The organism is Gordonia sp. G4 (assembly GCF_057770005.1).
The window spans coordinates 2,033,319-2,057,735 of record NZ_CM173442.1; the positions used below are offsets into that span (position 1 = coordinate 2,033,319).

Annotated in this window: 22 protein-coding genes, 1 tRNA gene and 1 other RNA gene; 17 read left to right on the forward strand and 7 right to left on the reverse strand. The window is 69.1% G+C overall.

Annotated features, from left to right (window positions below; translation table 11 throughout):
- Nucleotides 1-51: 51 nt before the first annotated feature.
- Nucleotides 52-960: a tRNA glutamyl-Q(34) synthetase GluQRS gene (gluQRS, locus tag AC3B5T_RS08960; protein WP_055476286.1), complete on the reverse strand. Its 909-nt coding sequence runs from the start codon at nucleotides 958-960 to the stop codon at nucleotides 52-54.
- 135 nt (nucleotides 961-1,095) lie between these two features.
- Between gluQRS and AC3B5T_RS08965 the strand changes: the two genes are divergently transcribed.
- Nucleotides 1,096-2,148, forward strand: a complete 1,053-nt coding sequence (locus AC3B5T_RS08965; protein ID WP_010844762.1) for an ATP-dependent DNA ligase — start codon at nucleotides 1,096-1,098, stop codon at nucleotides 2,146-2,148.
- Between the two features lie 2 nt (nucleotides 2,149-2,150).
- The gene (locus tag AC3B5T_RS08970; protein ID WP_488358527.1) at nucleotides 2,151-3,236 is read left to right on the forward strand and encodes a DNA polymerase domain-containing protein; all 1,086 of its coding nucleotides are present in this window, start codon (nucleotides 2,151-2,153) and stop codon (nucleotides 3,234-3,236) included.
- 18 nt (nucleotides 3,237-3,254) lie between these two features.
- Here the strand turns inward: AC3B5T_RS08970 and AC3B5T_RS08975 are convergent, their stop codons facing one another.
- Nucleotides 3,255-4,100 (reverse strand): NmrA/HSCARG family protein, encoded by an 846-nt coding sequence (locus AC3B5T_RS08975; RefSeq protein WP_488358528.1) that lies wholly within the window; start codon nucleotides 4,098-4,100, stop codon nucleotides 3,255-3,257.
- Between the two features lie 78 nt (nucleotides 4,101-4,178).
- On the opposite strand from AC3B5T_RS08975, the gene AC3B5T_RS08980 reads away from it, so the two are divergent.
- From AC3B5T_RS08980 to AC3B5T_RS09005, 6 genes are all read left to right on the forward strand, one after another.
- Nucleotides 4,179-4,267: transfer RNA gene (locus AC3B5T_RS08980), tRNA-Ser, on the forward strand.
- A gap of 130 nt (nucleotides 4,268-4,397) precedes the next feature.
- Nucleotides 4,398-4,492: signal recognition particle sRNA small type (gene ffs / locus AC3B5T_RS08985), an RNA gene on the forward strand.
- 70 nt (nucleotides 4,493-4,562) lie between these two features.
- Nucleotides 4,563-5,837 (forward strand): aspartate aminotransferase type Ic, encoded by a 1,275-nt coding sequence (locus tag AC3B5T_RS08990; protein ID WP_488358529.1) that lies wholly within the window; start codon nucleotides 4,563-4,565, stop codon nucleotides 5,835-5,837.
- 153 nt (nucleotides 5,838-5,990) lie between these two features.
- Nucleotides 5,991-7,484: a glycosyltransferase 87 family protein gene (locus tag AC3B5T_RS08995; protein ID WP_488358530.1), complete on the forward strand. Its 1,494-nt coding sequence runs from the start codon at nucleotides 5,991-5,993 to the stop codon at nucleotides 7,482-7,484.
- A gap of 43 nt (nucleotides 7,485-7,527) precedes the next feature.
- Nucleotides 7,528-10,041 (forward strand): DNA polymerase III subunit gamma and tau, encoded by a 2,514-nt coding sequence (locus AC3B5T_RS09000; RefSeq protein ID WP_488358531.1) that lies wholly within the window; start codon nucleotides 7,528-7,530, stop codon nucleotides 10,039-10,041.
- A 54-nt stretch (nucleotides 10,042-10,095) separates the two neighbouring features.
- The gene (locus tag AC3B5T_RS09005) at nucleotides 10,096-10,887 is read left to right on the forward strand and encodes a M15 family metallopeptidase (RefSeq protein ID WP_488358532.1); all 792 of its coding nucleotides are present in this window, start codon (nucleotides 10,096-10,098) and stop codon (nucleotides 10,885-10,887) included.
- A 428-nt stretch (nucleotides 10,888-11,315) separates the two neighbouring features.
- Here the strand turns inward: AC3B5T_RS09005 and AC3B5T_RS09010 are convergent, their stop codons facing one another.
- Complete coding sequence (locus tag AC3B5T_RS09010; RefSeq protein ID WP_014925095.1) at nucleotides 11,316-12,638, reverse strand: class I SAM-dependent methyltransferase; 1,323 nt, start codon at nucleotides 12,636-12,638, stop codon at nucleotides 11,316-11,318.
- The gene (locus tag AC3B5T_RS09015; RefSeq protein ID WP_488358757.1) at nucleotides 12,635-14,017 is read right to left on the reverse strand and encodes an FAD-binding oxidoreductase; all 1,383 of its coding nucleotides are present in this window, start codon (nucleotides 14,015-14,017) and stop codon (nucleotides 12,635-12,637) included. Before AC3B5T_RS09015 ends, AC3B5T_RS09010 begins: the two co-directional genes overlap by 4 nt.
- Nucleotides 14,018-14,098: 81 nt before the next feature.
- Here AC3B5T_RS09015 and AC3B5T_RS09020 point away from each other — a divergent pair, with 81 nt between their 5' ends.
- From AC3B5T_RS09020 to AC3B5T_RS09055, 8 genes are all read left to right on the forward strand, one after another.
- A complete protein-coding gene (locus AC3B5T_RS09020) occupies nucleotides 14,099-14,536 on the forward strand; it encodes an SRPBCC family protein (protein WP_010844077.1) in 438 nt (145 codons plus the stop codon).
- A gap of 18 nt (nucleotides 14,537-14,554) precedes the next feature.
- Nucleotides 14,555-15,520: a pseudouridine synthase gene (locus AC3B5T_RS09025; RefSeq protein WP_488358533.1), complete on the forward strand. Its 966-nt coding sequence runs from the start codon at nucleotides 14,555-14,557 to the stop codon at nucleotides 15,518-15,520.
- A 26-nt stretch (nucleotides 15,521-15,546) separates the two neighbouring features.
- Nucleotides 15,547-15,876, forward strand: coding sequence for a hypothetical protein (locus tag AC3B5T_RS09030; RefSeq protein WP_010844079.1), 330 nt, complete (start codon nucleotides 15,547-15,549; stop codon nucleotides 15,874-15,876).
- On the forward strand, nucleotides 15,854-16,270 hold the full coding sequence (locus AC3B5T_RS09035) for a YbaB/EbfC family nucleoid-associated protein (RefSeq protein ID WP_197282795.1): 417 nt from the start codon (nucleotides 15,854-15,856) through the stop codon (nucleotides 16,268-16,270). Before AC3B5T_RS09030 ends, AC3B5T_RS09035 begins: the two co-directional genes overlap by 23 nt.
- Before the next feature lie 66 nt (nucleotides 16,271-16,336).
- Nucleotides 16,337-16,948, forward strand: coding sequence for a recombination mediator RecR (recR, locus tag AC3B5T_RS09040; protein ID WP_010844081.1), 612 nt, complete (start codon nucleotides 16,337-16,339; stop codon nucleotides 16,946-16,948).
- A gap of 42 nt (nucleotides 16,949-16,990) precedes the next feature.
- Nucleotides 16,991-18,622 carry an alpha/beta fold hydrolase gene (locus AC3B5T_RS09045; protein ID WP_488358534.1) on the forward strand — a complete coding sequence of 544 codons (1,632 nt, stop codon included), beginning with the start codon at nucleotides 16,991-16,993 and terminating at the stop codon, nucleotides 18,620-18,622.
- Between the two features lie 14 nt (nucleotides 18,623-18,636).
- Nucleotides 18,637-19,179, forward strand: coding sequence for a uridine kinase family protein (locus AC3B5T_RS09050; protein WP_010844083.1), 543 nt, complete (start codon nucleotides 18,637-18,639; stop codon nucleotides 19,177-19,179).
- Nucleotides 19,180-19,192: 13 nt separating this feature from the next.
- Nucleotides 19,193-19,915 (forward strand): uracil-DNA glycosylase, encoded by a 723-nt coding sequence (locus tag AC3B5T_RS09055; RefSeq protein WP_488358535.1) that lies wholly within the window; start codon nucleotides 19,193-19,195, stop codon nucleotides 19,913-19,915.
- Nucleotides 19,916-20,177: 262 nt separating this feature from the next.
- On the opposite strand, the gene AC3B5T_RS09060 is transcribed toward AC3B5T_RS09055, so the two are convergent.
- Together AC3B5T_RS09060 and AC3B5T_RS09065 are read right to left on the reverse strand one after the other, a co-directional pair.
- The gene (locus tag AC3B5T_RS09060; protein ID WP_488358536.1) at nucleotides 20,178-20,900 is read right to left on the reverse strand and encodes a type 1 glutamine amidotransferase; all 723 of its coding nucleotides are present in this window, start codon (nucleotides 20,898-20,900) and stop codon (nucleotides 20,178-20,180) included.
- Nucleotides 20,897-22,198 carry a MurT ligase domain-containing protein gene (locus AC3B5T_RS09065; protein ID WP_488358537.1) on the reverse strand — a complete coding sequence of 434 codons (1,302 nt, stop codon included), beginning with the start codon at nucleotides 22,196-22,198 and terminating at the stop codon, nucleotides 20,897-20,899. Before AC3B5T_RS09065 ends, AC3B5T_RS09060 begins: the two co-directional genes overlap by 4 nt.
- Nucleotides 22,199-22,273: 75 nt before the next feature.
- Between AC3B5T_RS09065 and AC3B5T_RS09070 the strand changes: the two genes are divergently transcribed.
- Nucleotides 22,274-23,365, forward strand: coding sequence for an alpha/beta hydrolase (locus AC3B5T_RS09070; RefSeq protein ID WP_014925103.1), 1,092 nt, complete (start codon nucleotides 22,274-22,276; stop codon nucleotides 23,363-23,365).
- Here AC3B5T_RS09070 and AC3B5T_RS09075 read toward each other — a convergent pair.
- Nucleotides 23,354-24,349 carry an EamA family transporter gene (locus tag AC3B5T_RS09075; protein ID WP_488358538.1) on the reverse strand — a complete coding sequence of 332 codons (996 nt, stop codon included), beginning with the start codon at nucleotides 24,347-24,349 and terminating at the stop codon, nucleotides 23,354-23,356. The two genes, AC3B5T_RS09070 and AC3B5T_RS09075, sit on opposite strands and share 12 nt — an antisense overlap.
- Between the last annotated feature and the right edge of the window lie 68 nt (nucleotides 24,350-24,417).

Sequence of the window (24,417 nt, forward strand, 5' to 3'; positions counted from 1 at the left end):
GGGAGCAGGGGTCATGCGTTCTTTCGGATTAGGGAGCGGGGAAGTGGGCCGCTAAGTCCACTCGTCGGAGGTGAGGAACCACGGTTCCCGCGGAAGGGCGGCCGGGTCGAAACGATCGGTAAGCAGGGGGAGGGTCACGGGCTCGTCGCGATCCGCGATGCCGAGCGAATGGGCGATGCGGGACAGCACCGTCGACGTCGGGACGCCGTCGGCGGCGAGGTCGGCCAGCGTCACCGCCCCGTCCCGCTTGCTGAGTCGTATCCCGTTGGCGTTGAGCACCATCGGGACGTGCGCGTACGTCGGCGGGATCGCCCCGAGCAGTGTCGCCAGGTAGGCCTGCCGGGGCGCCGACGACAAGAGGTCGTCACCGCGGACGACCTGGTCGACTCCCTGCGCGGCGTCGTCGACGACGACCGCGAGGTTGTAGGCCGGGGTGCCGTCGTTGCGCTGCAGTACGAAGTCGTCGACCGTGCCTGAGTAAGGGCCGTGCAGAAGGTCGTCGACGCCGAACACCTCGACGTCGGCGCGGAGCCGGATGGCCGGCGGCCGGACGGCACGGCGTTCGTCGCGCTCGGCCGCGGTGAGATCGCGGCACGTGCCGGGGTAGGCGCCCTGTGGTGCGTGCGGCGCGGACGGCGCCTCGAGGATCTCGCGGCGGGTACAGAAGCACTCGAAGGTGCGACCGTCCTCGCGCAGGCCGTCGATGACCGAGCGGTACGTGCCGATCCGGTCGGTCTGGTGGACGACAGGCGGATCCCAGTCGATGCCCAGGGCCGCGAGGTCGGCGAGCTGCCGGGAGTCGGCGCCCGGAGCCGCCCGGTCGAGATCCTCCATGCGGATCAGGAACCGCCGGCCGGTGGTGCGCGCGAAGAGCCAGGCGAGCAGGGCGGTCCGCAGGTTGCCGACGTGGAGGTCCCCGGAGGGGGAGGGCGCATACCGGCCCGCTCGCTGCGTCGACATCGCGTCGAGGTTACCGCCGGCGATGAGAATCGGCGCCGGGACCGGTCTGCCTGTGCGGCCCGGACGACGACCGCCGGGTACGCGGCGGCGCGTTGGCGTTGCGGTCGCGTCGACGAGTGAGGAACGATGAGTTTCATGGATCTCCCGGTCATGCCGCCTGTTGCGCCGATGCTGGCCAAGGCGGTGACCAGCGTGCCGCCACAGCCGGACGGCTCGGTGGCGTGGTCGTATGAACCGAAGTGGGATGGATTTCGCGCGTTGATCTTCCGCGACGGCGACGAGGTCTCGATCGGATCGCGTGGCGGGAAGGACCTCGCACGGTACTTCCCCGAGATCGTCGCGGCGGTGAAGGAGGAACTGCCCGAGAAGGTGGTCCTCGACGGCGAGATCGGGGTTCCCGCGCTCATCGGCGACACCCATCGGCTCGACTGGGACTCGCTCGCGCAGCGGATTCATCCGGCGGAATCGCGCGTCACCATGCTCGCGGAGAAGACCCCGGCGATCTTCATCGGATTCGACGCGCTGGCGCTGGAGTCGACGAACGTGATGGCCGAGCCCTTCGAGGTGCGCCGGGAGGCCCTGCTGCGGGCCGTCGGTCCGGGCGGGCGGGATCGTCGGGTGCATGTCAGCCGGGTGACGAGGGACCCGGCGGTCGCCGAGGACTGGTTCTCCGCCTTCGAAGGGGCCGGACTCGACGGTGTCGTCGCCAAACGACTCGACGGCGTGTACGTCGAGAACAAGCGCGAGATGCTGAAGATCAAACACAAGCGGACCGCGGACTGTGTGATCTTCGGGTATCGAATCCACAAGTCGGGAACCGGGATCGGCTCGATGCTGCTCGGATTGTACGGCGACGACGGCGAATTGCGGATGGTCGGCGGGGCGGGTGCCTTCTCCGACGCCAAGCGGATCGAGCTGCAGCAGATGTTCGAGCCGATGCGGCTGGACCCGGAGAATGCATCACCGGGTGAACCGACGCGGTGGCGGTCGGAGAAGTCGGGGGAGTGGATCCCGATCCGACCCGAACTGGTCGCGGAGTTCGCCTACGACCAGATGGAGAACCACCGGTTCCGGCATACGGTGAAGTTCCTTCGATGGCGACCCGATCGGGAGCCACGCAGCTGCGGCTACGACCAGCTCGACGTCCCGCTGACCTACGACCTCCACGACGTCCTCGAAGGGGAATGACCATGGCATCTCGTTCTCCCGCCGAAGAACTCGACGTCGACGGCATCGCCGTCCGGATGAGCAACCCGGACAAGATCTATTTCCCCGAACTCGGGGAAAACGGTGGCCGCAAGCGCGATCTCGTCGGGTACTACCGCACCGTGGCCCTGGGCGTCGACGACCGAAGCGAGGGTCCGCTGATGCGCGCCACCCGCGACCGGCCGACCTTCCTCCAGCGGTTCCCCGACGGCGTCGAGGGGGACGAGATCTACCAGAAGCACATCGCGAAGAAGCGGCCCGAGCACGTGCAGTCCACCCCGATCGTGTTCCCCTCGAAGCGAACCGGCGATGCGATCCGGCCCACGGTGCCCGCGGATCTCGTGTGGGGCGCGAACCTGGGCACCGTCACCTTCCACACCTGGCCGACCCTGCACCCCGACAACGACCATCCCGATCAGCTCCGCATCGACCTCGACCCGCAGCCCGGCACGACCTTCGAGGACGTCCGGCGGGTGGCGCTCGAGGGATTGAAGCCCCTGCTCGACGAACTGGGCTTCGCCGGTTTCGTGAAGACCTCCGGCGGGCGCGGAGTGCATGTGTACGTGCCCATCGAACCGCTGTGGGATTTCATCGCCACCCGACGCTGCGTCATCGCGATCGCCCGCGAACTCGAACGCCGCGACCCGGACGCCGTCACCCCGTCGTGGTGGAAAGAGGAACGGGGAGAACGGATCTTCATCGACTTCAACCAGAATGCCCGTGACCGCACGATGGCGTCACCGTATTCGGTGCGACGCAGCGCCCGTGCGCGGGTCTCGACGCCGGTCACCTGGGACGAACTCGCCGACGTCGACCCGGACGACTGCACCATCGCGACCGTCCCGAAGCTCCTGGCGGATCGCGGCGACCCGTGGGCCGACATCGCCGACCATCGGCGCGGCATCGAGAAGCTGCTCGAGATGGTGCAGGCCGATGACGCAAACGGGTTGGGCGACATGCCCTATCCGCCCAGCTACCCCAAGATGCCGGGAGAGCCGCCGCGCGTGCAGCCGAGCAAGAAGGTCGCCGAGCACTGGGACGAGAAAGGCAACCGGCGCAGCGACGGATGACTGACGAGTGCGGTCAGCTCAGCGGAGCGCCTCCGCGGCCCAGGTGGCGAAGCTCTGCCAGCCCACATCTGGGAAGCGGCGGTGGAGCGTGGGGATGTCGACCTCGTACCCGCGGCCGCCCAGGAAGGTGAACATCGCCCGCATGTCCTCGGACTCGATGCGCTCGGGGTCGTAGGACTCCGCTGTGACCGCGGTGCCGAGGACCTCGCCGATGATGCGCGCCATCTCGGCCGGCGTCGGCTGATCGGAGGCGAGGTCGATGCGCTGTCCGACGTAGACGTCGGGGGCAGCGAACAGCTCGGCGACCAACCGGCCGAGGTCGCGCCGGGAGAGCTGCTGCAGCGGTTTGTCCGCGGGCATCGCGATCGGCATGACGCCCGCCGCCAGTGCGTCCGCACCGCCGAGGAGGTTGTCGAAGAAGTACGCCGGACCGACGATGGTGTGCGGGATGTCGGTGTCCGCGAGCATCTTCTCGACCTCGAACTTGGAATCGAAGTGGGGAACCCCACTGTGCCGATCGGCCGAGGCGACCGAGGAGAACACCAGGTACGGGATCGACGCGGACGTGGCCGCCTGGATCAGCGCCGTGCCCTGAGCGATCTCTGCCTCCACGCCGGACTCGAACGGCGTGGTCAGGGCGAAGACTCCGGCCGAACCGGCGAAGGCCTCGGCGAGACCGGCGCCGCTCACGATGTCGCCGACCGCGAGTTCGACGCCCCGGTCGGCGAGGCGGGCGGCCTTCGACGAGACCGCATCGCGGACCACCGCCCGGACCGGGAAACCGGCCTCGAGCAGCGCGTCGAGCACGGCGCCGCCCTGCCCTCCGGTGGCTCCGACGACAACGACAGGAGAGGAATCCGCCATGTCGTCGACCCTAGCGGTCGCCTACGCCCGCCGGACGGTTTGGGTGTGCGCACGCTCGGCGGCTATCATCTCGACGTTGGAGGATTCGCCTAGTGGCCTATGGCGCTCGCCTGGAACGCGGGTTGGGTTAACAGCCCTCAGGGGTTCGAATCCCCTATCCTCCGCCACCGAAGGTCCGCAGTGACGCCCGCACGCCGGGTGCACCGCGGACCTTCGTCGTTTCCCTGACCCGACCGGCCTCCGGAACGGCTTCGAGGACCCCTGCTCATGCCGCCGGAACCCCTCGCTACACTGGACGACGGATCCCGCGCGGCGTGCATCCTGTGAACTCCCCCAGGGCCGGAAGGCAGCAAGGGTCAACGGGCTCTCTCGGGTGCGCGGGGTCCCCTATATCCGATTCACTTTTTCTAGGTCTGCGGCGTCGGCCACCCGCACCGGCGTCGAGCCGCGAGAGGGCCAACGTTGAACTTCCACTCGATGAGTGCCGACCAGCTCCGCGACACCCAGGCGGATCTGACCAAGCAGTACGAGTCGCTGCGTGCTCTGGGCCTCAAGCTCGACCTCACCCGCGGCAAGCCGGCCCCCGAGCAGCTCGACCTCTCCAACGGACTGCTGTCCCTGCCCGGCGACGAGTACCGCGACGGCGCGGGCACCGACACCCGCAACTACGGCGGGCTCAACGGACTCCCCGAGCTGCGCGGGATCTTCGGCGAACTCCTCGCCGTCGACCCTGACAACCTCATCGCGCTCGGCAACTCGAGCCTCGAGATCATGCACGACCTCACCGTGTTCGGGATGCTCCACGGCACCGCCGACTCCGACGAGCCGTGGGGACGTCAGCCGATCAAGTTCCTGTGTCCCTCGCCCGGTTACGACCGCCACTTCGCGATCACCGAGAGCCTCGGCGTCGAGATGATCCCGGTGCCGATGCTGCCCGACGGTCCCGACGTCCGGGTGTGCGCCGAACTCGTGGCCGCCGATCCGAGCATCAAGGGCATGTGGGCCGTGCCGACCTACTCCAACCCGACCGGTGTCACCTTCTCCGAGGAGGTCACACGGGGATTGCTCGAGATGTCCGCGGCGCCGGACTTCCGGATCTACTGGGACAATGCCTACGTCGTCCACACCCTGGTGGAGACCCCGCCGACGGCCCTGCCGATCCTCGACATGGCGGCGGAGGCCGGGCACCCGAACCGCGTGTACGTCCTCGGCTCGACGTCGAAGATCACCTTCGCCGGCGCGGGCGTCTCCTTCTTCGGATCGTCGCCGGAGAACCTGGCCTGGTTCAGCAAGTACCTGTCGCTGAAGACCATCGGGCCCGACAAGGTCAATCAGCTGCGTCACCTCAAATTCTTCGGCGACGCCGATGGCGTGCGGGCGCACATGGCCCGCCACCGGGAGATCCTGGCCCCGAAGTTCCAGCTCGTCCTCGACATCCTCGAAGATCGGCTCTCGGAGTCGAAGGTCGCGTCCTGGTCGGAGCCGGAGGGCGGTTACTTCATCAGCCTCGACGTCGTCGACGGCGCTGCACGACGCACCATCGAGCTGGCGAAAGAGGCGGGTATCGCGCTCACCGGTGCCGGCTCGGCATTCCCGTACAAGACCGATCCGCGCGATCAGAACATCCGCCTCGCGCCGACGTTCCCGAACACCGACGACCTGCGTGCCGCCATGGACGGGGTGTCCACCTGCGTCCTGCTGGCCGCCGCGGAGACCCTGCTCGCCCGGTCCAGCTGACCTCTCGCCCGCGCCGCGGCCGCCGACATCGCGGCCGCGGGTGGCGCGGACGACGCCGACACACCGGCAACGCGCCGACTGCGGCGTTAGATTGCTCTCATTCTCCGGCGAGTGCGCTGGCGTGCACGCCACTTTGTGACAGGCTTTCAAATCGTGAATCTGCCCAGGCCGGTTCTTCTCGCAACCGGTTTCGCCGTCGTGGGGGTCATCGCACTGGCACTCCAGGATGTCGTCGTACCCTTGGGCGCCCAATTCTGGGGTTTGCTGAACAATCAGATCGACCTCGCCGTGTACCAGGCGGGTGCGCGGTCGGTGACCAACGGCGTCAGCCTGTACGACGTCAAGATGGTCGGCGACCTGGACTACACCTACTCGCCGTTCTCGGCGTTGCTCTTCACCCCGCTGGCCTGGATGTCCTTCGACCTCGCGCGGCCGCTGTGGACCGCGGGCGTCGTCGTGGCGCTCTACCTCGTGATCATGCTGAGCTTTCGCAGCCTGGGCCGGCCGGTGACCTGGCCGCTGCGGGTGATCGCGGCGTCGCTGGTGGCGGTGGCGATGCTCTTCGAGCCGGTGCGCACGACCATCTGGTACGGCCAGATCAACGTCTTCCTGATGCTCGTGATCCTGGCCGACCTGACGCGTCCGGACGGTGGACGCCTCAAGGGGTTCTGGACCGGCGTCGCGGCCGGTATCAAGCTCACCCCGCTGATCTTCGCCGGGTACTTCCTCGTGCAGCGGAACTGGCGTGCTCTTGCCGGTGTCGTCGGCGGTTTCGCGACCACCGTGCTCGTCGGGTTCGTGGTGTTGCCGGGGGACTCGTGGTCGTACTGGACGGGCAAACTGTTCGAGTCCGACCGGGTGGGGTCGGCGCAGTTGCGCGGCAACCAGTCCCTCCGGGGCATGCTCGCCAACCATCTCGACACCGACAATCCGCCGACGCTGCTGTGGTTCGTGGTGGTGCTGGCGGTGCTCGCGGTCGGCTTCGCGGTGGCGACGTACGCACATCGACATGGCCACGAACTCCTGGCCGTCAGCATCGTCGGCATGACCGCGTGCGTGGTGTCGCCGATGTCGTGGGGCCATCACTGGGTCTGGTTCATCCCGGTCCTGGTCATCGGGGTCCACCTGGTCCTCGACGTCCGGCGCCCGCGCGCGCCGAGGCTGTGGGCAGGCGCGGGTGTGGCGGCGCTGGTGCTCCTCGCGTTCCCGTGGCCGACGCATGTGCCCGCCCTGATCCCCGACGGTTACTACACGGGGTTGTACGTCAAGACGCACATCACGTGGCTCAACTGGTTCACCGTCAGCCCGTATCTCTGGGCGTATCTCGGGGTGCTGGTCGCCACGATCGTCGGCCTGCGGATGGTCGGCAGCCGCGAGACGTCGTCGACGTCCTCCGACCCGATCATCCCGGCCGGCGTGGCGGCCGCTGTCATCGCCGACGGCGGCCTGCCGACCGGCGACGCGGGCAGCTCCGGGGGCGAGGACCGGCGACAGGCAGAGACAGACGCGGACGGGTCCGGACCACGCGAGGCCGAGGGTGCGTCCGATCGAACCGACCACGCCCACGGCATGGCCGATGACCTGGTCGGAACCGATGGCGAACCCGTCAACGAGACACCGGATCAGGGGCCCCCTCCGCCAGTGTGAGGCACACTCATCGAGTGTCACGGGTCGCCGGTAGTCTCGACGCGTGGCTCTGTATCGCACCTATCGCCCGGCTACCTTCGCCGACGTCGTGGGGCAGGAGCATGTCACCGATCCGTTGAGCCGCGCGCTGGATTCCGGACGCATCAATCACGCATATCTCTTCTCCGGTCCCCGGGGGTGTGGCAAGACGTCGTCGGCGCGAATCCTGGCTCGTTCGCTGAACTGTGTGGAGGGGCCCACCTCCACGCCGTGCGGAACCTGCATCTCGTGCGTGGCCCTCGCGCCGGGCGGCCCGGGCAACCTCGACGTCATCGAACTCGACGCCGCGAGTCACGGCGGTGTCGACGACACCCGCGAACTCCGCGACCGCGCGTTCTATGCACCCGCCGAGTCGCGCTACCGCGTGTTCATCGTCGACGAGGCGCACATGGTGACGAACGCGGGCTTCAACGCGCTCCTCAAGATCGTCGAGGAGCCGCCCGAGCATCTGATCTTCGTCTTCGCGACCACCGAACCCGAGAAGGTGCTCCCGACCATCCGGTCGCGAACCCACCACTACCCGTTCCGGCTGCTCGCGCCGCCGGTCATGCGTGGCCTGCTGGAGAAGATCTGCGAGCGCGAGGGCGTGACGGTGGCCCCCGAGGTGTACCCGCTCGTCATCCGGGCGGGCGGCGGGTCCCCGCGCGACTCGCTGTCGATCCTCGATCAACTGCTGGCCGGGGCCGACGATCAGGGGGTCGCCTACGAGCGTGCTCTGGCCCTGCTCGGCGTCACCGACGTCGCGCTGATCGACACCGCCGTCGACGCACTCGCCGACGCCGACGGGTCGGCGTTGTTCGGCACCGTGGAGAAGGTGGTCGACGCCGGACACGACCCGCGGCGGTTCGCCGTCGACCTGCTCGAGCGGCTCCGCGATCTGATTCTGCTGCAAGCGGTTCCGGATGCCGCGGACCGCGGGCTCGTCGAAGCGCCAGGTGACCAGCTCGCCCGGATGCGCACCCAGATCGAGACCCTCGGCCCGGCGTCGTTGACCAGATTCGCCGAGATCGTGCACAACGCGCTCGGGGAGATGCGGGGCACCACGTCGCCACGACTGCTGCTCGAGGTGATGTGCGCGCGGATGTTGCTACCCGCGGTCTCCGCCGACGACGCGGCGCTGCTGCAGCGGCTCGAACGGCTCGAGTCGGGAATCGGTACGACGTCGATCCCTATACCCGCGAAACCGGCTGAGCCGGAACCGGAGCCGAAGTTCGTGCGGCCGTCGCAACGCAAGGCGATCGAAGACGCCAAGGCCGCAGAGGACTCCGACCGCGCGGCTGCCGAGGCAGTGGAGGCCGACACCGCTCAACCCGCGCCTCGTCGGGAGGAGGACGCGCCGGCTGCGGTGGCCGCTCCTGTCGTCGAGGAGCCCGAGGTCCCGGAACCGGTTGTCCCGGAACCGGTTGCCGCAGAAGCGGTTGTCCCGGAGCCGGTTACAGCGGAGCCTGTTGCATCGGAACCTGAACCATCCGAACCGGTGGCGGACGAGGGAACATCCCTCGACGGTGCGGTCGTCGACTCCACGGTTCCCACCGAGGACCTGGCGGTCGGTGAATCGGCCGAAGGCCCTGCCGACGACGAATCGATGTTCGACGAGCTGATCGCGGAACCGCCGTCTGACGAGGCGGTCGAGGTCGATCCGGCGGCGGCCGACGGCACGACGTCGGACGAGGAGGCGCCGACCCTGGTCGAGGTCCCGGCCCAGGAGACGCCCGCGCAGCCCCGTTCGCGGGCCGAGCGGACTCCATCCGCCCCCGAGCCACCGTCGCGCCCTCGGGAGGCGCCCTCGCCGGAACCGGCCGCCGAACCCGCGTCGACGTCCCCGTACGACGACATCCCGCTGCCCGACGAGCCCGTCGACGAGTACGAGGTCCCGCCGCCGGACGTGACGCCGGTCCGCGCCCGCCCGGCCGAACCCACGCCGGAACCGGAGCCCGAACCCGAACCCGAGGCGCCCGCGGGACTCGACGCCGACTCCGTTCGCAAGCGGTATCAGGAATTCCGGGCCGCGGTGCGGGAACGTTCCAAGAGCCTGGAGCCGATGCTGTCGGCGGCGGTCATCGCCGACGTCGACGGAACGACCGTGGTGCTCTCGCATCCGGTGGAGGTGCTGGTCGGGCGGTTGTCCGCGCCGCACGCGGTCACGATCATCCGAGAGGCGCTGACCGAGGTCTTCGGTACCGAACTCGACGTACGGACGGTGCATCAGGCGCCGGGTGCCGCCGCTCCCACGGGTACGGCCACCGCACCGCCGTCGAAGCAGCCGGCCAAGGCGCGGCAGTCGTACTCACGTCCGAGTCGCGCACGAGACCAGTCGGCGACACCGGCGCCCGCGCCGGAACCGGTTGCCGAACCGGAGGAGCCCGAGCCGCCACGTGCCGACGAGGACATCCCGCCCGACGAGCGCGCGGAGATGGTGGCCGATGCGCGTACCGGTAACCCCGAGCAGCGGCTCGACCCGGACCAGGTGGCGCTGGAACTGCTCAAGTCGGAGCTGGGGGCCCGGCCGCTCGAGTGAGCGGACGCTCCGCGCACGACGCTCGTGCACTGCTCATCGTGGTAGAACGCACAGATGCGACGAGTAGCGGTACGCATCGGATTGTCACTGATGTCGGTGACGGCAGCACTCACGATGTCGATGGCGTGCGCTGCGGCGACCCCGACCGGGGCACCGGTGGATGGTGCGTCGCCCGGCGGCGGCACATCGGGATCGATGGTGGATGCACCCGCGCCCGGGCCCGCCCCGTCGGTACGGATGCCCGTCGACCGGCGGGTCAGCGCGGTCGGCTTCGTCGATGTGCGGACCGCGGTTCCCGATGCCGTTCTCGACCTGCGGTATGCGACGACCGACAACTTCGTCGGTGAGCGGCTGTACCCGCCGAACGCACGCTGCCTCGTCCACGAATCGATGATCCCGGGTCTACGGACCGCCGCGCGGATGCTGCGGGCCGGCGGCGAAGTCTTGGTGTTCTGGGACTGCTATCGACCGCACTCGGTGCAGGAGAGGATGTTCGAGAAGGTGCCCGATCCGGCGTGGGTGGCCCGGCCGGGGCCGTATTCGACCAGTCACGAGGCAGGGCGTTCGGTCGACGTGACCCTTGCCGCGCGCCGCCCGAATTGCCCGCCGCAGCGCGTCGTCGGCGATCATTGTCGACTCGACATGGGGACCGACTTCGACTCGTTCACCCCGCGGGCCACCGCGTATGCGACGGACGGGGTGGCGGCGCCGGCGCGGGCCGCGCGAGCCCGCCTGCGCGACGCGATGGCTGCCGGTGGGCTGACGGTCTACGCGGGGGAGTGGTGGCACTTCGACGGCCCCGGCGCCGACGTGCGCCGCCCGGTCATCGACGTGCCGGTCGCCTGAGCGTCGGGCCCCTTCGAGGCTCGTCGCTTGCGCTCCTCGCACCTCAGGGAGCGGGGGCTGTCGCTTGCGGTCGTCGCAGTTCGGGGAGTGGGGCCGTCGCTTGCGGTCGTCGCAGTTCGGGGAGCGGGGGCTGTCGCTTGCGCTCCTCGCACCTCAGGGAGCGTGGGCGGGCCAACGGGTCTGTGGTTCCTGCGGACTGGGGCGGGCAAACGCGTGCCACCGGCCCGCTTCGTGACCGGCAGACTTCAACTCGACTCCCAGACTTCGATCGAAGTCCATCGGTCGAGTTGAGGTCTGGGAGTCGCGGGGGCAAACCCTTCGTGACGCGCCCTCCGCAAGCTCCGGGCGCTCCTCAGGGAGCAGGGGGGCTGTCGCTTGCGCTCCTTCAGGTAGCAGAGGGAGGGCGGTTGTCAGGGTCGGGCTCGCCGTCAGGCGTCCCACCACGGGCGCAGCGGGACCTGATGACTGCCGTCCTCGTCGAGCTTGGTGGCGAGGACGTGGTGGAGCTGGATGATGTTGCGGTCGAAGCCGATTCGGCAACCGGCCATGTAGAGGCCCCAGAGCAGTGCGGTGCCCTCGCCGACCTCGGCGACTGCTTCGTCCCAGTGCTCGACCAGGTTGACGTTCCAGTCGCGCAGCGTCATCGCGTAGTGCTCGCGGAAGTTCTCCTCGTGGATGACCTCCATGCCGCCGATGTCCTGCAGCTTGGAGATGATCTTGCCCGAGCCGGTGAGCTCGCCGTCGGGGAATACATAGCGGTCGATGAACGATCCCGCCTTGGTGCGGCTCGCGTTGTCGGGCCGGGTGATGCAGTGGTTCAGCAGCATGCCGCCGGGGCGGAGCTTGTCGCGCATGAAACCGAAATACGCCGGGTAGTTGTGGACGCCGATGTGTTCGGTGAGGCCGATGGACGACACTGCGTCGAATCCGCTCTCGGTGACGTCGCGGTAGTCGCTGTGGCGGACCTCGGCGAACTCACCGAGCCCCTCGTCGGCGATGGCCTTCTGTGCCCATTGCGCCTGCTCGGCGGACAGCGTCGCCCCGATCGCGTGGACGCCACGCCGTGCGGCATAACGGACCATTCCACCCCAACCGCAACCGATGTCGAGGAGACGGTCGCCGGGTTTGAGGCGGAGCTTCTCGAAGATGAGGCGGTACTTGTTCTCCTGCGCGGTCTCCAGCGATGCCTCGCGCTCCGGGTACACCGCGCACGTGTAGGTCATCGACGGCCCGAGGACCCACTCGTAGAACGTGTTCGAGACGTCGTAGTGGTGGTGGATGACCTCGGCATCGCGAGACTTGCTGTGCCGCAGTCCCTCCGCGAATCGACGCCAGCGCGGCACGGCCTCCTGCGGAGGTGGCGCGATCGGCTTGAAGTGGTCGATGCCGAGTGAGCGGGCGATATGCGCGAGTGCCAGCGGGGACGGGCGGTGGAACTGCAGATTGCTGGCGATGGCCTTCAGCGCGGGATACGGGTCGCCCGGGTGCGCGCCGATGAGTTCGAGATCGCCTGCGATGTAGGCGCGCGCGAGCCCGAGGTCGCCGGGCGCGGTGACGAGGTAGGTCGTCCCGCGGGGGGTCTTCAGGTTGAGGCCGTACTGTGCGTCGGCAGGTCCGGCGGTGCTGCCGTCATAAGCGGTGACCCGGATCGAGAGATTTCCGCCGAGGAGTGTCTCGAAGATCTCCGCCAGGGTCATCCTGCCGGCGTGTGAGTCCACACTCGACGGCGTGCTGTCCTTGAACGTGGTCATTGGCGTTTCACCGCTTTCGCATAGAGGTCCAGCAGACGGCCGCGCGGGTCGTACCGCTTCTTGAGGAGCCGATAACTCTCTCCGCCGTAGAGTTCGTCGAACTCCTCCGGCGTGTAGAAACTCTCTGAGTACAGCGACTTGTGGCCGTCGAGTTCGGCGACCTTGCGTTCGATGATCTTGTTGGTGTGCCCGGGATCGCCCGGGGTGGCCGGCACGGCCGACCAGAAGCCGACGTTGACGTAGGTGCGTTGCGGGGCAAGCGGATACAGCGGCCAGGGGCGTACCGGATCGGCACCCGGAAGCGCCGGCTCCCGAAGTCGCAGTGGGCACAGCCAGATCGGCTCGATGGGGATGTCGGTGAGGAACCACTCCACGTACTCGGCGGTGCGTTCGATGGGCACCTCGATGTCCTGTACGACCCGCTCGCCCGGAGGCAGACCCTTGCGGGCGTTGAGCCGGTCGCCGATGTCGAACCGCTGGTCGAGGCCGATCAGCTTCCAGTAGAAACTGCTGCGCAGGTACCGCTTCGGCCACCAGCGCCGGATCTTGGGATTCTGCGCGCCGAATGCGCGTGAGCACCAGAACCAGTCGGTGTCCCAGCGCCAGAGATAGTCGTGGATCGTGAGCCGGTCGGTCGTCTTCTGTTGGATGGATCGGTAGAAGACGTCCATCCCGGTGTAGTCGCTGACCGGGCCCTCGTCGTCGGTCTGGCGACCGAGCGTGAGGTAGGACTCGTTGGCGGAGAACACGACTCCGTCGAGATAGTCGACCGGCTCGCCGTCGTGGTTTCTCGTGGTGACGATCGCGTCCATCGTCGATTGCAGCTCGGCGATCGACGAGAACCGGATGTGACGCAACGCCACGTAGGGCTTCACCGGCTCCAGCTTGATGCGGAGGCGGACCGAATATCCGAGCGTGCCATAGGAATTCGGGAAACCGAAGAAGAGATCGGCGTGTTCGTTGGTCGGCGTCGCGGTCAGGATCTCGCCGTCGCCGGTGAGGATGTCGATCTCGAGTACCGACTCGTGGGGCAGGCCCGAGCGGAACGACGTGCTCTCGATGCCGAGCCCGGTGACCGCGCCGCCGAGGGTGATCGTCTTGAGCTGCGGGACGACCAGGGGTGCGAGACCGTACGGCAGGGTGGCCGCGACGAGGTTCTCGTAGGTGCACATCCCGGCGACATCGGCGGTCCGCGCATCCGGGTTCACCGAGATGACCCGGTCGAGTCCGGAGACGTCCAGTCCGGGATGTGGATTGGCGGCGCGCTTGCGGAAGAGGTTGGACGTCTTCTTCGCAAGGCGCACGGTTGCCTGCGGTGGAATGGCACGATAGCTGGCCAGAAGGTCGGACACCCCCTGGTCGAATGCCGCTCCCCCCATCTCCAGCCGGTTGCTCACCCGGTTAGCCTAGGACTTGATCAGTTCGCCCGCCAATCGTTTCGTACTGAGGAGTGTCCAATCGTGGGTCAGGTTTCCGCATCGCAGTCGCTCGACATCGCCGCCGCCCCGGACGCCGTGGTCGGAGCTCTCGCCGACTACAACGAGGTGCGCCCGGCCATTCTCCCGGAGCAGTACCGCGACTACCGGGTGATCAGCGGCGGCAACGGTGACGGCACCGTCGTGCACTGGATTCTGCAGGCCACGTCGAAGCGGCAACGCGACGTGCAGGCAACCGTCAGTGTCACCCCGGACACCGTCACCGAGCGCGACGCCAACTCGACGATGGTGACCACGTACACCGTCGCCGCGTCGGGAAGCGGTTCGCGCGTCACGACCACCACCACGTGGCAGGGTGCCGGGGGCATCGGCGGCTTCTTCGAAAAGACGTTTGCGCCGAAGGGTCTCAATCGAATTCAGGCCGAGGTGCTCGGCAACCTGAAGAAGCGCCTCGAGAGCTGACGCGTCCCGGCCGGACCGATGAACGATGCGGGGCGCCCGGATCTGGCCCGACGCCGCCGTGGCCGGGCGCGGCCGTCGCCCTTGCCCATCCGCGACGGAGTCGACGCAACGCGCGTGGTCCTGCGGTCGGGGCCGGAGGTGACGGTGGGCCAGGCGCTGCTGGCAGCGCCCAGTCTGGCCGGACTGACCACCGAGGACCTGCGTCGACGGTCCGCCGCCGGTGAGATCGTCGACGCCGACGGCCGCCCCGCGGATCTCGATTCGCCGTCGCGGCCCAACATCTCGCTGTACCTCTACCGTGACCTCGACGACGAGGTGCCGGTTCCGTTCGACCTGCCGGTGCTCTACCGCGACGAGAACATCGTCGTCGTCGACAAACCGCATTTTCTCGCCACGATGCCCCGGGGTCGGCACGTGACCGAGACCGCGCTCGTCCGGTTGCGCCGGGAGCTGGGCTCCGACACCGTGTCGCCGGCCCACCGGCTGGACCGGCTCACGGCCGGAGTGCTGCTGTTCACCCTCCGGCCCGAAGTGCGGGCGGCCTATCAGCACCTGTTCGCAGCCCGGACCGCTCGCAAGGAATACCTCGCGCTCGCACCGGCCGACGAGGCGCTCGCCACGAGCGTGACCGTCCGGGACCGGATCGAGAAGACCGCGGGCGACCTGCGTGCTCTCGTCGTCGACGGGCCCGTCAACGCCATCAGTGACATCACGCTCGTCGATGCTGCAGGCCGCCACGGCGTCTACCGTCTGGTGCCGCACACCGGCCGCACGCATCAGCTCCGGCTGCACATGGCGTCGCTCGGAGTACCCATCGTCGACGACCCGCTGTACCCCGACGTGCGTTCGGATCTCGCGGCGCGCCCCGATCACGGGGATTTCTCGCGGCCGTTGCGGCTTCTGGCACGGGTCCTGGAGTTCACCGACCCGCTGACCGGTGAGCACCGCAGGTTCGAGAGCATGCGGACGGTGTCGGCGGGGTAGGAAGCCCCGCGATCTACCCTGGCCGCATGACCATCCGAGCGTCCTACGAGCGGCACCCCGACCTGGGTTGCGAGGCCGTGGTCTTCATCGACGACGAGTCGCTGGCGTGTTTCCAGATCCAGCGCGACCTCGTCGGGGGACCGCGCGCCGACGAGTACTGCGTCACGACGGGGGCGAGTGCGCCGGTCTACGGTGCGATCACGCAGTGGCGCCGCGTCGACGACCGGTTCGAGTTCGCGCTGACGGCGCGAGCGGGTCGGCTGTTCGGCGACGATGTCCTGTCCTTCGAGGTCGCGGCCGCCGACGAGTCGACCGTCGACGACATCGCCGCGCATGTCGATCGGTTGCTGCGCTGACGCGGCGACTACCCTGGGCCGGGTGACGCAACCATTCGATCCCAGCGCGTTGTTCGGCGGCGGTCAGGGCGGGGAGAACCCGATGGCCGGACTGCTTGCTCAGGCGCAGCAGATGCAGGAGAAGCTCCTGTCCGCGCAGAACGAGATCGCGGCGACGGAGGTGGTCGGCAGCGCGGGCAACGGACTCGTCACCGTGACCGGAAACGGCACGGGCGAGGTGACCGCGGTGACGATCGATCCGAAGGTCGTCGATCCCGACGACGTGGAAACCCTGCAGGACCTGCTGCTCGGGGCGCTCGCCGACCTGTCGGAGAAACGGGAGCAGCTGGCCAGCGAGAAGATGGGCCCGCTCGCCGGTGGTCTCGGCGGTGGCCTCCCCGGACTCGGCGGCTGAGCACAGCGCACTCGCACGACGCCGACCGACTAGTAGAAACCCCGGACACCGTGGACGCAGATCACCATGTATGAGGGACCGATCCAGGACCTGATCGACCAACTGGCCAAACAGCCGGGGCTCGGTCCGAAGGGCGCGCAGCGGATCGCCTTCCACCTGCTGGCCGGGGAGAAGTCCGACATCGATCGCCTCATCGCCGCGCTCGGCCGGGTCCGCGACGATGTCGTGTTCTGTGCCGAGTGCGGGAACGTGTCGGCGAACCGCCTCTGCCGGATCTGTTCGGATTCGCGTCGCGACGCCAGCAAGATCTGCGTCGTCGAGGAGCCGAAGGACGTGCACGCGATCGAACGGACCAAGGAGTTCACCGGGCGGTATCACGTGCTCGGGGGTGCGCTCGACCCGTTGTCGGGAATCGGACCCGACCAGTTGCGCATCCGCGAACTGCTGCGCCGGCTGGCCAACCAGGAGGACGGGGTCGACGTCTCCGAGGTGATCGTCGCCACCGATCCGAACACCGAGGGCGAAGCGACCGCGACCTACCTCCAGCGCATGCTCAGGGACTTCCCGGGTCTGTCGGTCACCCGGCTCGCGTCGGGACTGCCGATGGGCGGCGACCTCGAGTTCGCCGACGAACTCACCCTCGGCCGTGCATTGTCGGGTCGTCGCATCCTGGCGTGAGGTCCGGCCGTCGGACCCGGCAAACCGGACGGCTACTGTCAGGTGGTGAACTCGCGTAGTCGGTGGCGTCGTCGGATTCGGGGTGTGGCAGCGGGCCTGACGGCGGTGGTCGTGGCCGGGACGGTGACCGCGGGTCACGTCGCGTCGACGCCGGCGGCGTCTGCGGCGCCCGCACTCGAGTGGGGGGCCTGTCCCGCGGTCCACGGCGTCCCCGCGACGGTCCGGTGCGCGACGGTCGAGGTCCCGCTCGACCACCGCAAGCCGGATGGAGAGACTATCGAGATCGGCGTCAGCCGTATCCAGGCGCGAGACCAGTCCCGCCGGCGCGGTGTCGTGATGGGCAACCCGGGAGGGCCGGGTGGCGACGGCATCGCGATGTTCAGCCAGGTGCCCCCGCCCGCGGCGATGCTCGACGAATGGGACCTGGTGGCTGTGCAGCCGCGCGGTCTGGTGTCGGGCACCCCGCTGCGCTGCGAACCGATCACCGGCGACGAACCCGAACTGATGACGGCGCTCGGCAACGTGAACCGCGATCGCTGCGAGGCCCGCACACCGGGCCTGGGCGCGACGCTCACCACCGAGAACACCGCCCGCGACATGGAAGTCGTCCGCGGGCTTCTCGGCGAATCGAAGGTCAGTCTCTACGGCATCTCCTACGGCACACTGTTGATGTCGACCTACGCGACGCTGTTCCCGCAGCGGGTCGACCGCATGGTCCTCGATTCCGGCTTCGACCCCGGGCTGGTGTGGAACAGCCTCCTCTCCGCTCAGACACCCGGCTACAAGGCCCGAGTTCACGCGATGATGGCGTGGATCGCGCGCCATGACCGGATCTACCATCTCGGGAAGACACCGCTCGCGGTGTACCGGAAGTGGAGCGACCGGGTCAGCGCCGAGGCGGGCGTGCCGCCCTCGCTCCTGGCGCCGCCCGCCCAGGTGGGGGACGTGCCCCCGGGGCTGCGGGCGTTCGCCGATCTGTACATCGCCGGCACGGACCTCACCGCCGACGCACGGGCGAGGTTCGAGAACTTCGTCGCCACCCTGCTCACTCCCGGGTCACTGCAACTGACTTCGCCGTTGCTGGCACTGACCCGCGCCTTCGCCCCCGACCGGAACTCCTGGCCCACGGTCGCGTTGATGACCGCGAAGCCCCGCCTGGCGCTGCCCAAGCCCGCGCCCGCCGTACTCGAAGCCGCGCAGGTCTCACAGGACATGCAGGCCACGATCCTGTGCAACGAGAATCGGGTGCCCGCGCAGCCGTCGCTCGGTTTCCAGGCGTTCATCGCGAACTATGTCACCGGGGATCCGTTCGAGGCGCCCGGTCTCGCCTACGAGTCCGGACTCGCCTGCGCAGGTGCACCGGCCCTGGCCCGTCCGGTCGAGATCCGCAATCGCGGACTGGCGGTGACCCCGTTGCAGATCCAGAGCGTCGGCGACCCGCAGACCCCCTACCGCGGTGCTCTGACGATGCGGTCACTCATGCGCAGTCACCTCATCACGGTCGGCGGCGGCGATCACGCGCAGCTCGGCCGGGGCAACAAACCTCTCGACGACGCGATCGTCGAGTACCTCCGCACCGGCCGGACCAGCGTGCAGCGCGTCGCCGAGGCACCGATCACGGCCCCGCTGACACAGTTGCCGCCGGCGTTGGCGTCTGGTGTGGCCGGTCGGTGACCCATCCTGATGGGGTGAACCCGCAGACCCGCGCCCGAATCACCGAACTGGCCGATCGACTCGACACGGGGATCGTCGCCGTCGACGGACCGTCCGGCGCGGGGAAGTCGACGGTCGCCGACCTCCTGGTCGCGGACCTGCGGGCCCGGGGAGTCGGTGTGACCCTGGTCCGCACCGACGACTTCGCGACGTGGGACGACCCCGTCGCGTGGTGGCCGGAGCTGGAAGCAGATGTGCTGCATCCCTTCACACGACGCCGCGACTACCGGTACCGGCCACGTGTCTGGCAGGACGGCATCCCGACACCCGGGCCCCGCGTGTGGATCGAGTGGCAGCCGCTGCTCATCATCGAAGGGGTGTCCTCGGCACGACGACGCATCGCCGACCGCCTCTCCCACGCGCTTTGGCTCGACGGCGGAACCCCCGGCGAACGGCTCGAACGGACGGTCGCCCGCGACGGGGAGGACGCGCGGGCACATCTGGAGGCGTGGCAGGAGTTCGAGCGCGGCTGGTTCGGCGTGGATCGCACGCGGGAACGGTGTGTGGTCCTCGACTGATTAGTGTCGAGGTATGGCCACCCGACGACGCTTCCGCGATCTGGCGGAGCTCGACGCGCAGCTGATCGAGTGTCGCGCATGCCCGCGCCTCGTCGAATGGCGCGAACTCGTCGCCCGCGAGAAGCGTCGCGCGTACGCCGACGAGGAGTACTGGGGTCGGCCGGTGGCCGGCATAGGCCCGCCCGACGCGCGACTGCTGATCGTCGGGCTCGCGCCCGCGGCGCATGGCGGGAACCGCACCGGACGCATGTTCACCGGTGACCGCAGCGGCGACGTCCTGTTCTCCGCGCTGTATCTCGCCGGCCTTGCGAGCCAACCTCATTCGGTGGCCATCGGTGACGGCCTGGAGCTCTTCGACACGCGGATCACCGCGCCGGTGCACTGTGCGCCGCCCCAGAACAAACCGACGGTCGCCGAACGCGACACCTGTTCGTACTGGCTGCACGCCGAACTGGAACTCCTCGCACCGACGGTCCGCGCGGTGGTCACACTCGGTGGGTTCGGTTGGCAGTCAACGCTTCGCACGTTCGCGAAGCTCGGCTGGACGGTGCCCAGGCCACTGCCGAAGTTCGGGCACGGCGTCTCCACGACGCTCGTCCGCGACGGTGCCGAACTCGAGGTGTTCGGGTGCTACCACGTGAGCCAGCAGAACACCTTCACCGGGCGGCTCACGGTGGACATGGTCGTGGACGTGCTCACGGCGGCGGCGGGCTCGGCGGGGATCGAGAGTGGGTGAGACCCTTCGAGGCTCGTCGCTAGCGCTCCTCGCACCTCAGGGAGCGGAGGCGGCCGTTGCTCCTCGCGCCTCAGTATCTGCGGCCTGGCGGCCGTCGTGGACTACGAAAGCCCCCGGTCCCTGAGGAGCGAGCTTGCGAGCGTCACGAAGGGTCTTGGCGAGTCGGGTTGCGAAGACCCTTCGTGACGCGCCCTCCGCAAGCTCCGGGCGCTCCTCAGGGAGCGGGAAGCAGGTCGTTCTTTCGGATTAGGGAGCGGAGGGACTACCGCCGGCGACCGGCGGCGAGGCGCTCCCGACGGAGCCGGTCGACCTCGGGAAGATCCAGCGGAGCAAGGGATTCCACGCCCATCGCGGTGGCCAGGAGGTGGTCGGCGAGTTCGGGATTGCGGGCCAGGGCCGGACCGTGCATATAGGTGCCGAGAACGCTTCCCTGCACGACACCCTCGGTGCCGTCGCCGACTCCGTTGCCCACGCCGTGCCGCACCCGCCCCAGTGGCGCCGCGTCGGAGCCGAGAGTCGTTCCGCCACGGTGGTTCTCGAAGCCGGTGAGGGGTTGTGACAATCCCGGGAGGGACGGGTCGACGAGCAGTTCGCCGATGCTCCGCGTCGCCTGGGGCGCCGTGGTGAGGTCGAACAGGGAGATGCCGTCGACGCGTTCACCCGCCGACGTCTCGTACCAGTGGCCGAGCACCTGGATGGCGGCGCAGATGGCCAGCACCGGACGTCCGGCGGCCGCCGCCTGCTGCAGGCCGGGATAGCGCGTGAGGTGCCGGGTCGCGAGGCGCTGTGCGTAATCCTCGGCGCCGCCGAGGGTGTAGACGTCGAGCGAGTCGGGGACGGGGTCGTCGAGAGTGATGTGGACGACCTCGGCGTCGATGCCGCGCATCAGTGCACGACGTTTCAGGACGAGGGCGTTCCCGCCGTCCCCGTAGGTGCCCATCACGTCGGGCAGGACGAGGCCGATCCGCAGGGTCGATTCGCTCACTGCTCAGCCTTCCGCGATCGTGCTGCGCGTTCCAGGGCGGTGCCGAGGTCGCGGAACGCCGTGTAGTTGGCCAGGACCTCCACGCGTCCCGGCGGGCAGGACGCGATGGCGGCCATGGGGTCGGGGACGGTGGTGTGCTCGGCGCCCGCGTAGAGCAGGCGCACGGACAGGTCGGCGGCACGCTCACCGGCGGCGACGACCTGCATGGTCTCGAAGGCCTCGAATCGCACGTCCCACAACCAGGACAGGTCCTCGCCGTCGGGAACCTGACCGTTGACCGCGATGACCAGCCCGTCGGCGTCCTGGTCGATCATGGACATCGCCTCTTGCCATCCGGCCGGGTTTTTCGCGAGAAGCGTTCGGACCGAGTGATTGCCGACCTGGTGGATGCCGTAGCGGCCGGCGACCTCGCCCACCGTGCCGACGGCCGCCACCGCGTTGCGCGGGTCGGCACCCATCGCGACGGCCGCGGCCACCGCCTGGGTCGCGTTGCCGCGGTTGGCCCTGCCCGGCACCGCGAGCTCCAATGCAGCGCTGAATCCGTCTGGGCCGTAGATGTTCTCGTCGTCGAACCACCAATCCGGCGCGGGACGGCGGAAGTTGTCGTCACCGGTCGAACGCCACCCGTCCGCGGAACGGACGATGGGCTCGCCGGTCCGCGGACAGCTGACGGAGTCGCCGACCCAACTCGCGCCGGCCGCGACCCAGACCACGTCGGGGGCGTCGAAGGCGGCGGAGGTCACCAGGACGTCGTCGCAGTTGGCGACGACCGTGGTCTCGGGGTGCCGCGCGATGCCCTCGCGGAGCCGGCGTTCGATCATGTTGATCTCGCCGACCCGGTCGAGCTGATCCCGAGAGAGGTTCAGCAGCACGAGGACCTCGGGGTCGACGGCGTCGCTGACGTGCGGGACATGGAGTTCGTCGACCTCGAGCGCACAGAACGGCGCCGTCCGGCTGAGGGTGAGGGTCGCGATGATCCCGGCGTCCATGTTGGCGCCGTCGGCCTGCGTCGCGACCTCGCCGAGTTCGGCCATCGCGGCCGCGGTCATCCGGGTGGTCGTGGACTTGCCGTTGGTTCCGGTGACGATGGCGGTGCGCTTGCCCGCCGCGAGCCGGCCCATGATCTGGGGGTCGATCTTCGCGGCCACCAGACCGCCGATCATCGACCCCTTGCCTCGTCCCGCGGTTCGTGACGCCCACCGGGCGGCCGCGGCAGCGCCCAGGGCGACGGCGGTGCGGGCGGGAACGCGGGTGTTCGTGCGGGTTGCGGAACCGGCGGAAGAGAGTCGGTCGGGCATGCGCACGAGTGTGTCACAGGCCGATCCGGCGGGAGTGGTCGTGCCATCCGCCGGTGCCGCGTAGGCTCTGCGCCTGTGAGCCGCGACACCCAACTGCGTCTGTCCCTGCCCGCTCGAGTGCAACGCGGAGTGTTGCTCGCCGCCGCGCGAATCCCAGCGGGCGCGCTGGCCGTTCTGGGGCGTCGGGCACCGGTCAACTCCGACGGCGAGCGGGTTGCCCCCGAACTCGCGGCGATCGGCTGGGCGAACGACCACGTGCCGGGCCTGAATCCCTTCCAGGGCGAGGTGGCGCAGTCGCGGGCGCAGACCGACGAGAGCGGCGCCTCCATGGCGGAGGTGTTGCCGCCGATGGCGGTGGAGGAGGACCTCGTGATCGACGGGCCCGCCGGCCCGATCCCGGCCACCCGGTACCGCTCCTCGACCGAGTCGGAGGGGCTGCTCGTCTACTACCACGGCGGCGGCTTCGTCACCGGCAGCCGGATCAGCCACGACGCGTTCGTCCGTCGCCTCGCGCACGGCACCGGACTCGACGTCCTGTCCGTCGAGTACCGCCTCGCCCCGGAGGCGCCGTTTCCGGCGGCTGTCGAGGACGCGCTGGCGGCCTGGCGCTTCGCCGTCGAGGTCGCGCCGCGGTGGGGTCTCGATCCCCACCGGATCGTCGTCGCCGGGGACAGCGCGGGCGGGAACCTCGCGACCGTCGTCGCCCGGGAGGTCCGAGACGACTCCGTGACCCCTGTCTTCCAGCTGCTCATCTATCCGGTGACCGACCAGTCCGCCGACACCCCCTCCCGGCGAGAGTTCGCGTCCGGGTACTTCCTCACCGCCGACGGCATCGCCTGGTTCACCGACCGCTACCTGCCCGACGTGGCGCAGCGGAGCGATCCGCGGTGCTCGCCGCTGCTCGCCGACGATCTCTCCGGTCTCCCGCCTGCTCATGTCATGGTCGCCGGCTTCGACCCGCTGCGCGATGAGGGCCTCGCGTACGCGCGCAGGCTCGAGGAGGCCGGCGTTCCGGTCACGGTCCGGCGCGAGGGCGCGATGATCCACGGGTTCGTCAACATGACCCTCATCAGTCCAGGGGCCCGCGCCGCTGTCGATCGCCTGTGCGCGGTGGTGCGCGATGCGCTGGCCGCGACGCCGCCGCCGGGGACGACGTCACCGGCCTGAACGCACCGGGGTCTTCCCGCCGCTGAGTTCAGACACGTCGCCCGGCTCGGAATCGGGTGAGACCGTCGTCGATTGGGCGTCGGCCGCCGAATGTCGGGGACCCCGCGGCCGCGCCATCACCCCGGCGGCGCATCCGGCGACGACGATGATCGCGCCGACGATCTCTCCGACGGTCGGGACCTCGCCGAGGACGAAATAGGCCGCGGTGATCCCGACCACCGGCACGAGCAGCGACATCGGCGACACCCGGCTGGCGTCGTTGCGCCCGAGCAGCGTGGTCCACAGTCCCGCGCCGATGACGGTCCCGAAGATCGCGAGGTAGACCAGACCACCGAGGGCCCGGAGGCCGCTGTCGGTACCGAGTGTGGAGAGCGCCGCGAACCCGGCGGCCGGACCCTCGACGATGAGACTGACCACGTACAGCGGCGGTGTGGCGACGACGGCCATCCACAACGTCATCCGAAGAGAATCGTCGGGACGGGCGAGTCTGCCGCCGATGTTGCCGGCGGCCCAGCTCAGACCGCCGAGGACGGTGAGACCGATCGGGAGCAGCGCGGCCGCACCGAGGTCGCTCCCGCGGACCCGGTCCAGCGCGATCACCGCCATGCCGGCAACCGCGATCGCGAGTCCGAGGACCTGACCGAGGGTCATCCGTTCCCGGAGGAACAGCACGCCGAGCACGACGGTGAAGGGCGCCGACGTCTGCAGCACCAGGGACGCGAGGCCGGTGGGCATACCCAGATCCATCGCCAGGAACAGCAGAATGAACTGCATGCTGCCGAAGCCGGCCACGTACAGCAGGAACCACCTGAGACGCACCTTCGGGAACCTGACGAAGAGCATCACCGGTATCGCGAGCACCGCGAAACGCAACGCGGCGAGGAAGAACGGCGGGAAGTGGTCCAGTCCGAGACGGATCGCGATGAAGTTCAGTCCCCAGAGGACGACGACGAACAACGCGAGGAGGCGATCACGAGTGGACATGGCCCCATCGTCGGTCGTGGAGAATTGAAGAACAATCGAATTTAGACGGACGGATTATTCAGTTTTAC

Coding starts and splice junctions, on each gene's coding strand:
- AC3B5T_RS08965 (WP_010844762.1), top strand. CDS start 1,096: ATGGATCTCCCGGTCATGCCGCCTGTTGCGCCGATGCTGGCCAAGGCG.
- AC3B5T_RS09025 (WP_488358533.1), top strand. CDS start 14,555: ATGAACGATGCGGGGCGCCCGGATCTGGCCCGACGCCGCCGTGGCCGG.
- AC3B5T_RS08970 (WP_488358527.1), top strand. CDS start 2,151: ATGGCATCTCGTTCTCCCGCCGAAGAACTCGACGTCGACGGCATCGCC.
- AC3B5T_RS09030 (WP_010844079.1), top strand. CDS start 15,547: ATGACCATCCGAGCGTCCTACGAGCGGCACCCCGACCTGGGTTGCGAG.
- gluQRS (WP_055476286.1), bottom strand. CDS start 960: ATGTCGACGCAGCGAGCGGGCCGGTATGCGCCCTCCCCCTCCGGGGAC.
- AC3B5T_RS09075 (WP_488358538.1), bottom strand. CDS start 24,349: ATGTCCACTCGTGATCGCCTCCTCGCGTTGTTCGTCGTCGTCCTCTGG.
- AC3B5T_RS09065 (WP_488358537.1), bottom strand. CDS start 22,198: ATGCCCGACCGACTCTCTTCCGCCGGTTCCGCAACCCGCACGAACACC.
- AC3B5T_RS09055 (WP_488358535.1), top strand. CDS start 19,193: ATGGCCACCCGACGACGCTTCCGCGATCTGGCGGAGCTCGACGCGCAG.
- AC3B5T_RS09010 (WP_014925095.1), bottom strand. CDS start 12,638: ATGACCACGTTCAAGGACAGCACGCCGTCGAGTGTGGACTCACACGCC.
- AC3B5T_RS08975 (WP_488358528.1), bottom strand. CDS start 4,100: ATGGCGGATTCCTCTCCTGTCGTTGTCGTCGGAGCCACCGGAGGGCAG.
- AC3B5T_RS09005 (WP_488358532.1), top strand. CDS start 10,096: ATGCGACGAGTAGCGGTACGCATCGGATTGTCACTGATGTCGGTGACG.
- recR (WP_010844081.1), top strand. CDS start 16,337: ATGTATGAGGGACCGATCCAGGACCTGATCGACCAACTGGCCAAACAG.
- AC3B5T_RS09035 (WP_197282795.1), top strand. CDS start 15,854: ATGTCGATCGGTTGCTGCGCTGACGCGGCGACTACCCTGGGCCGGGTG.
- AC3B5T_RS09015 (WP_488358757.1), bottom strand. CDS start 14,017: ATGGGGGGAGCGGCATTCGACCAGGGGGTGTCCGACCTTCTGGCCAGC.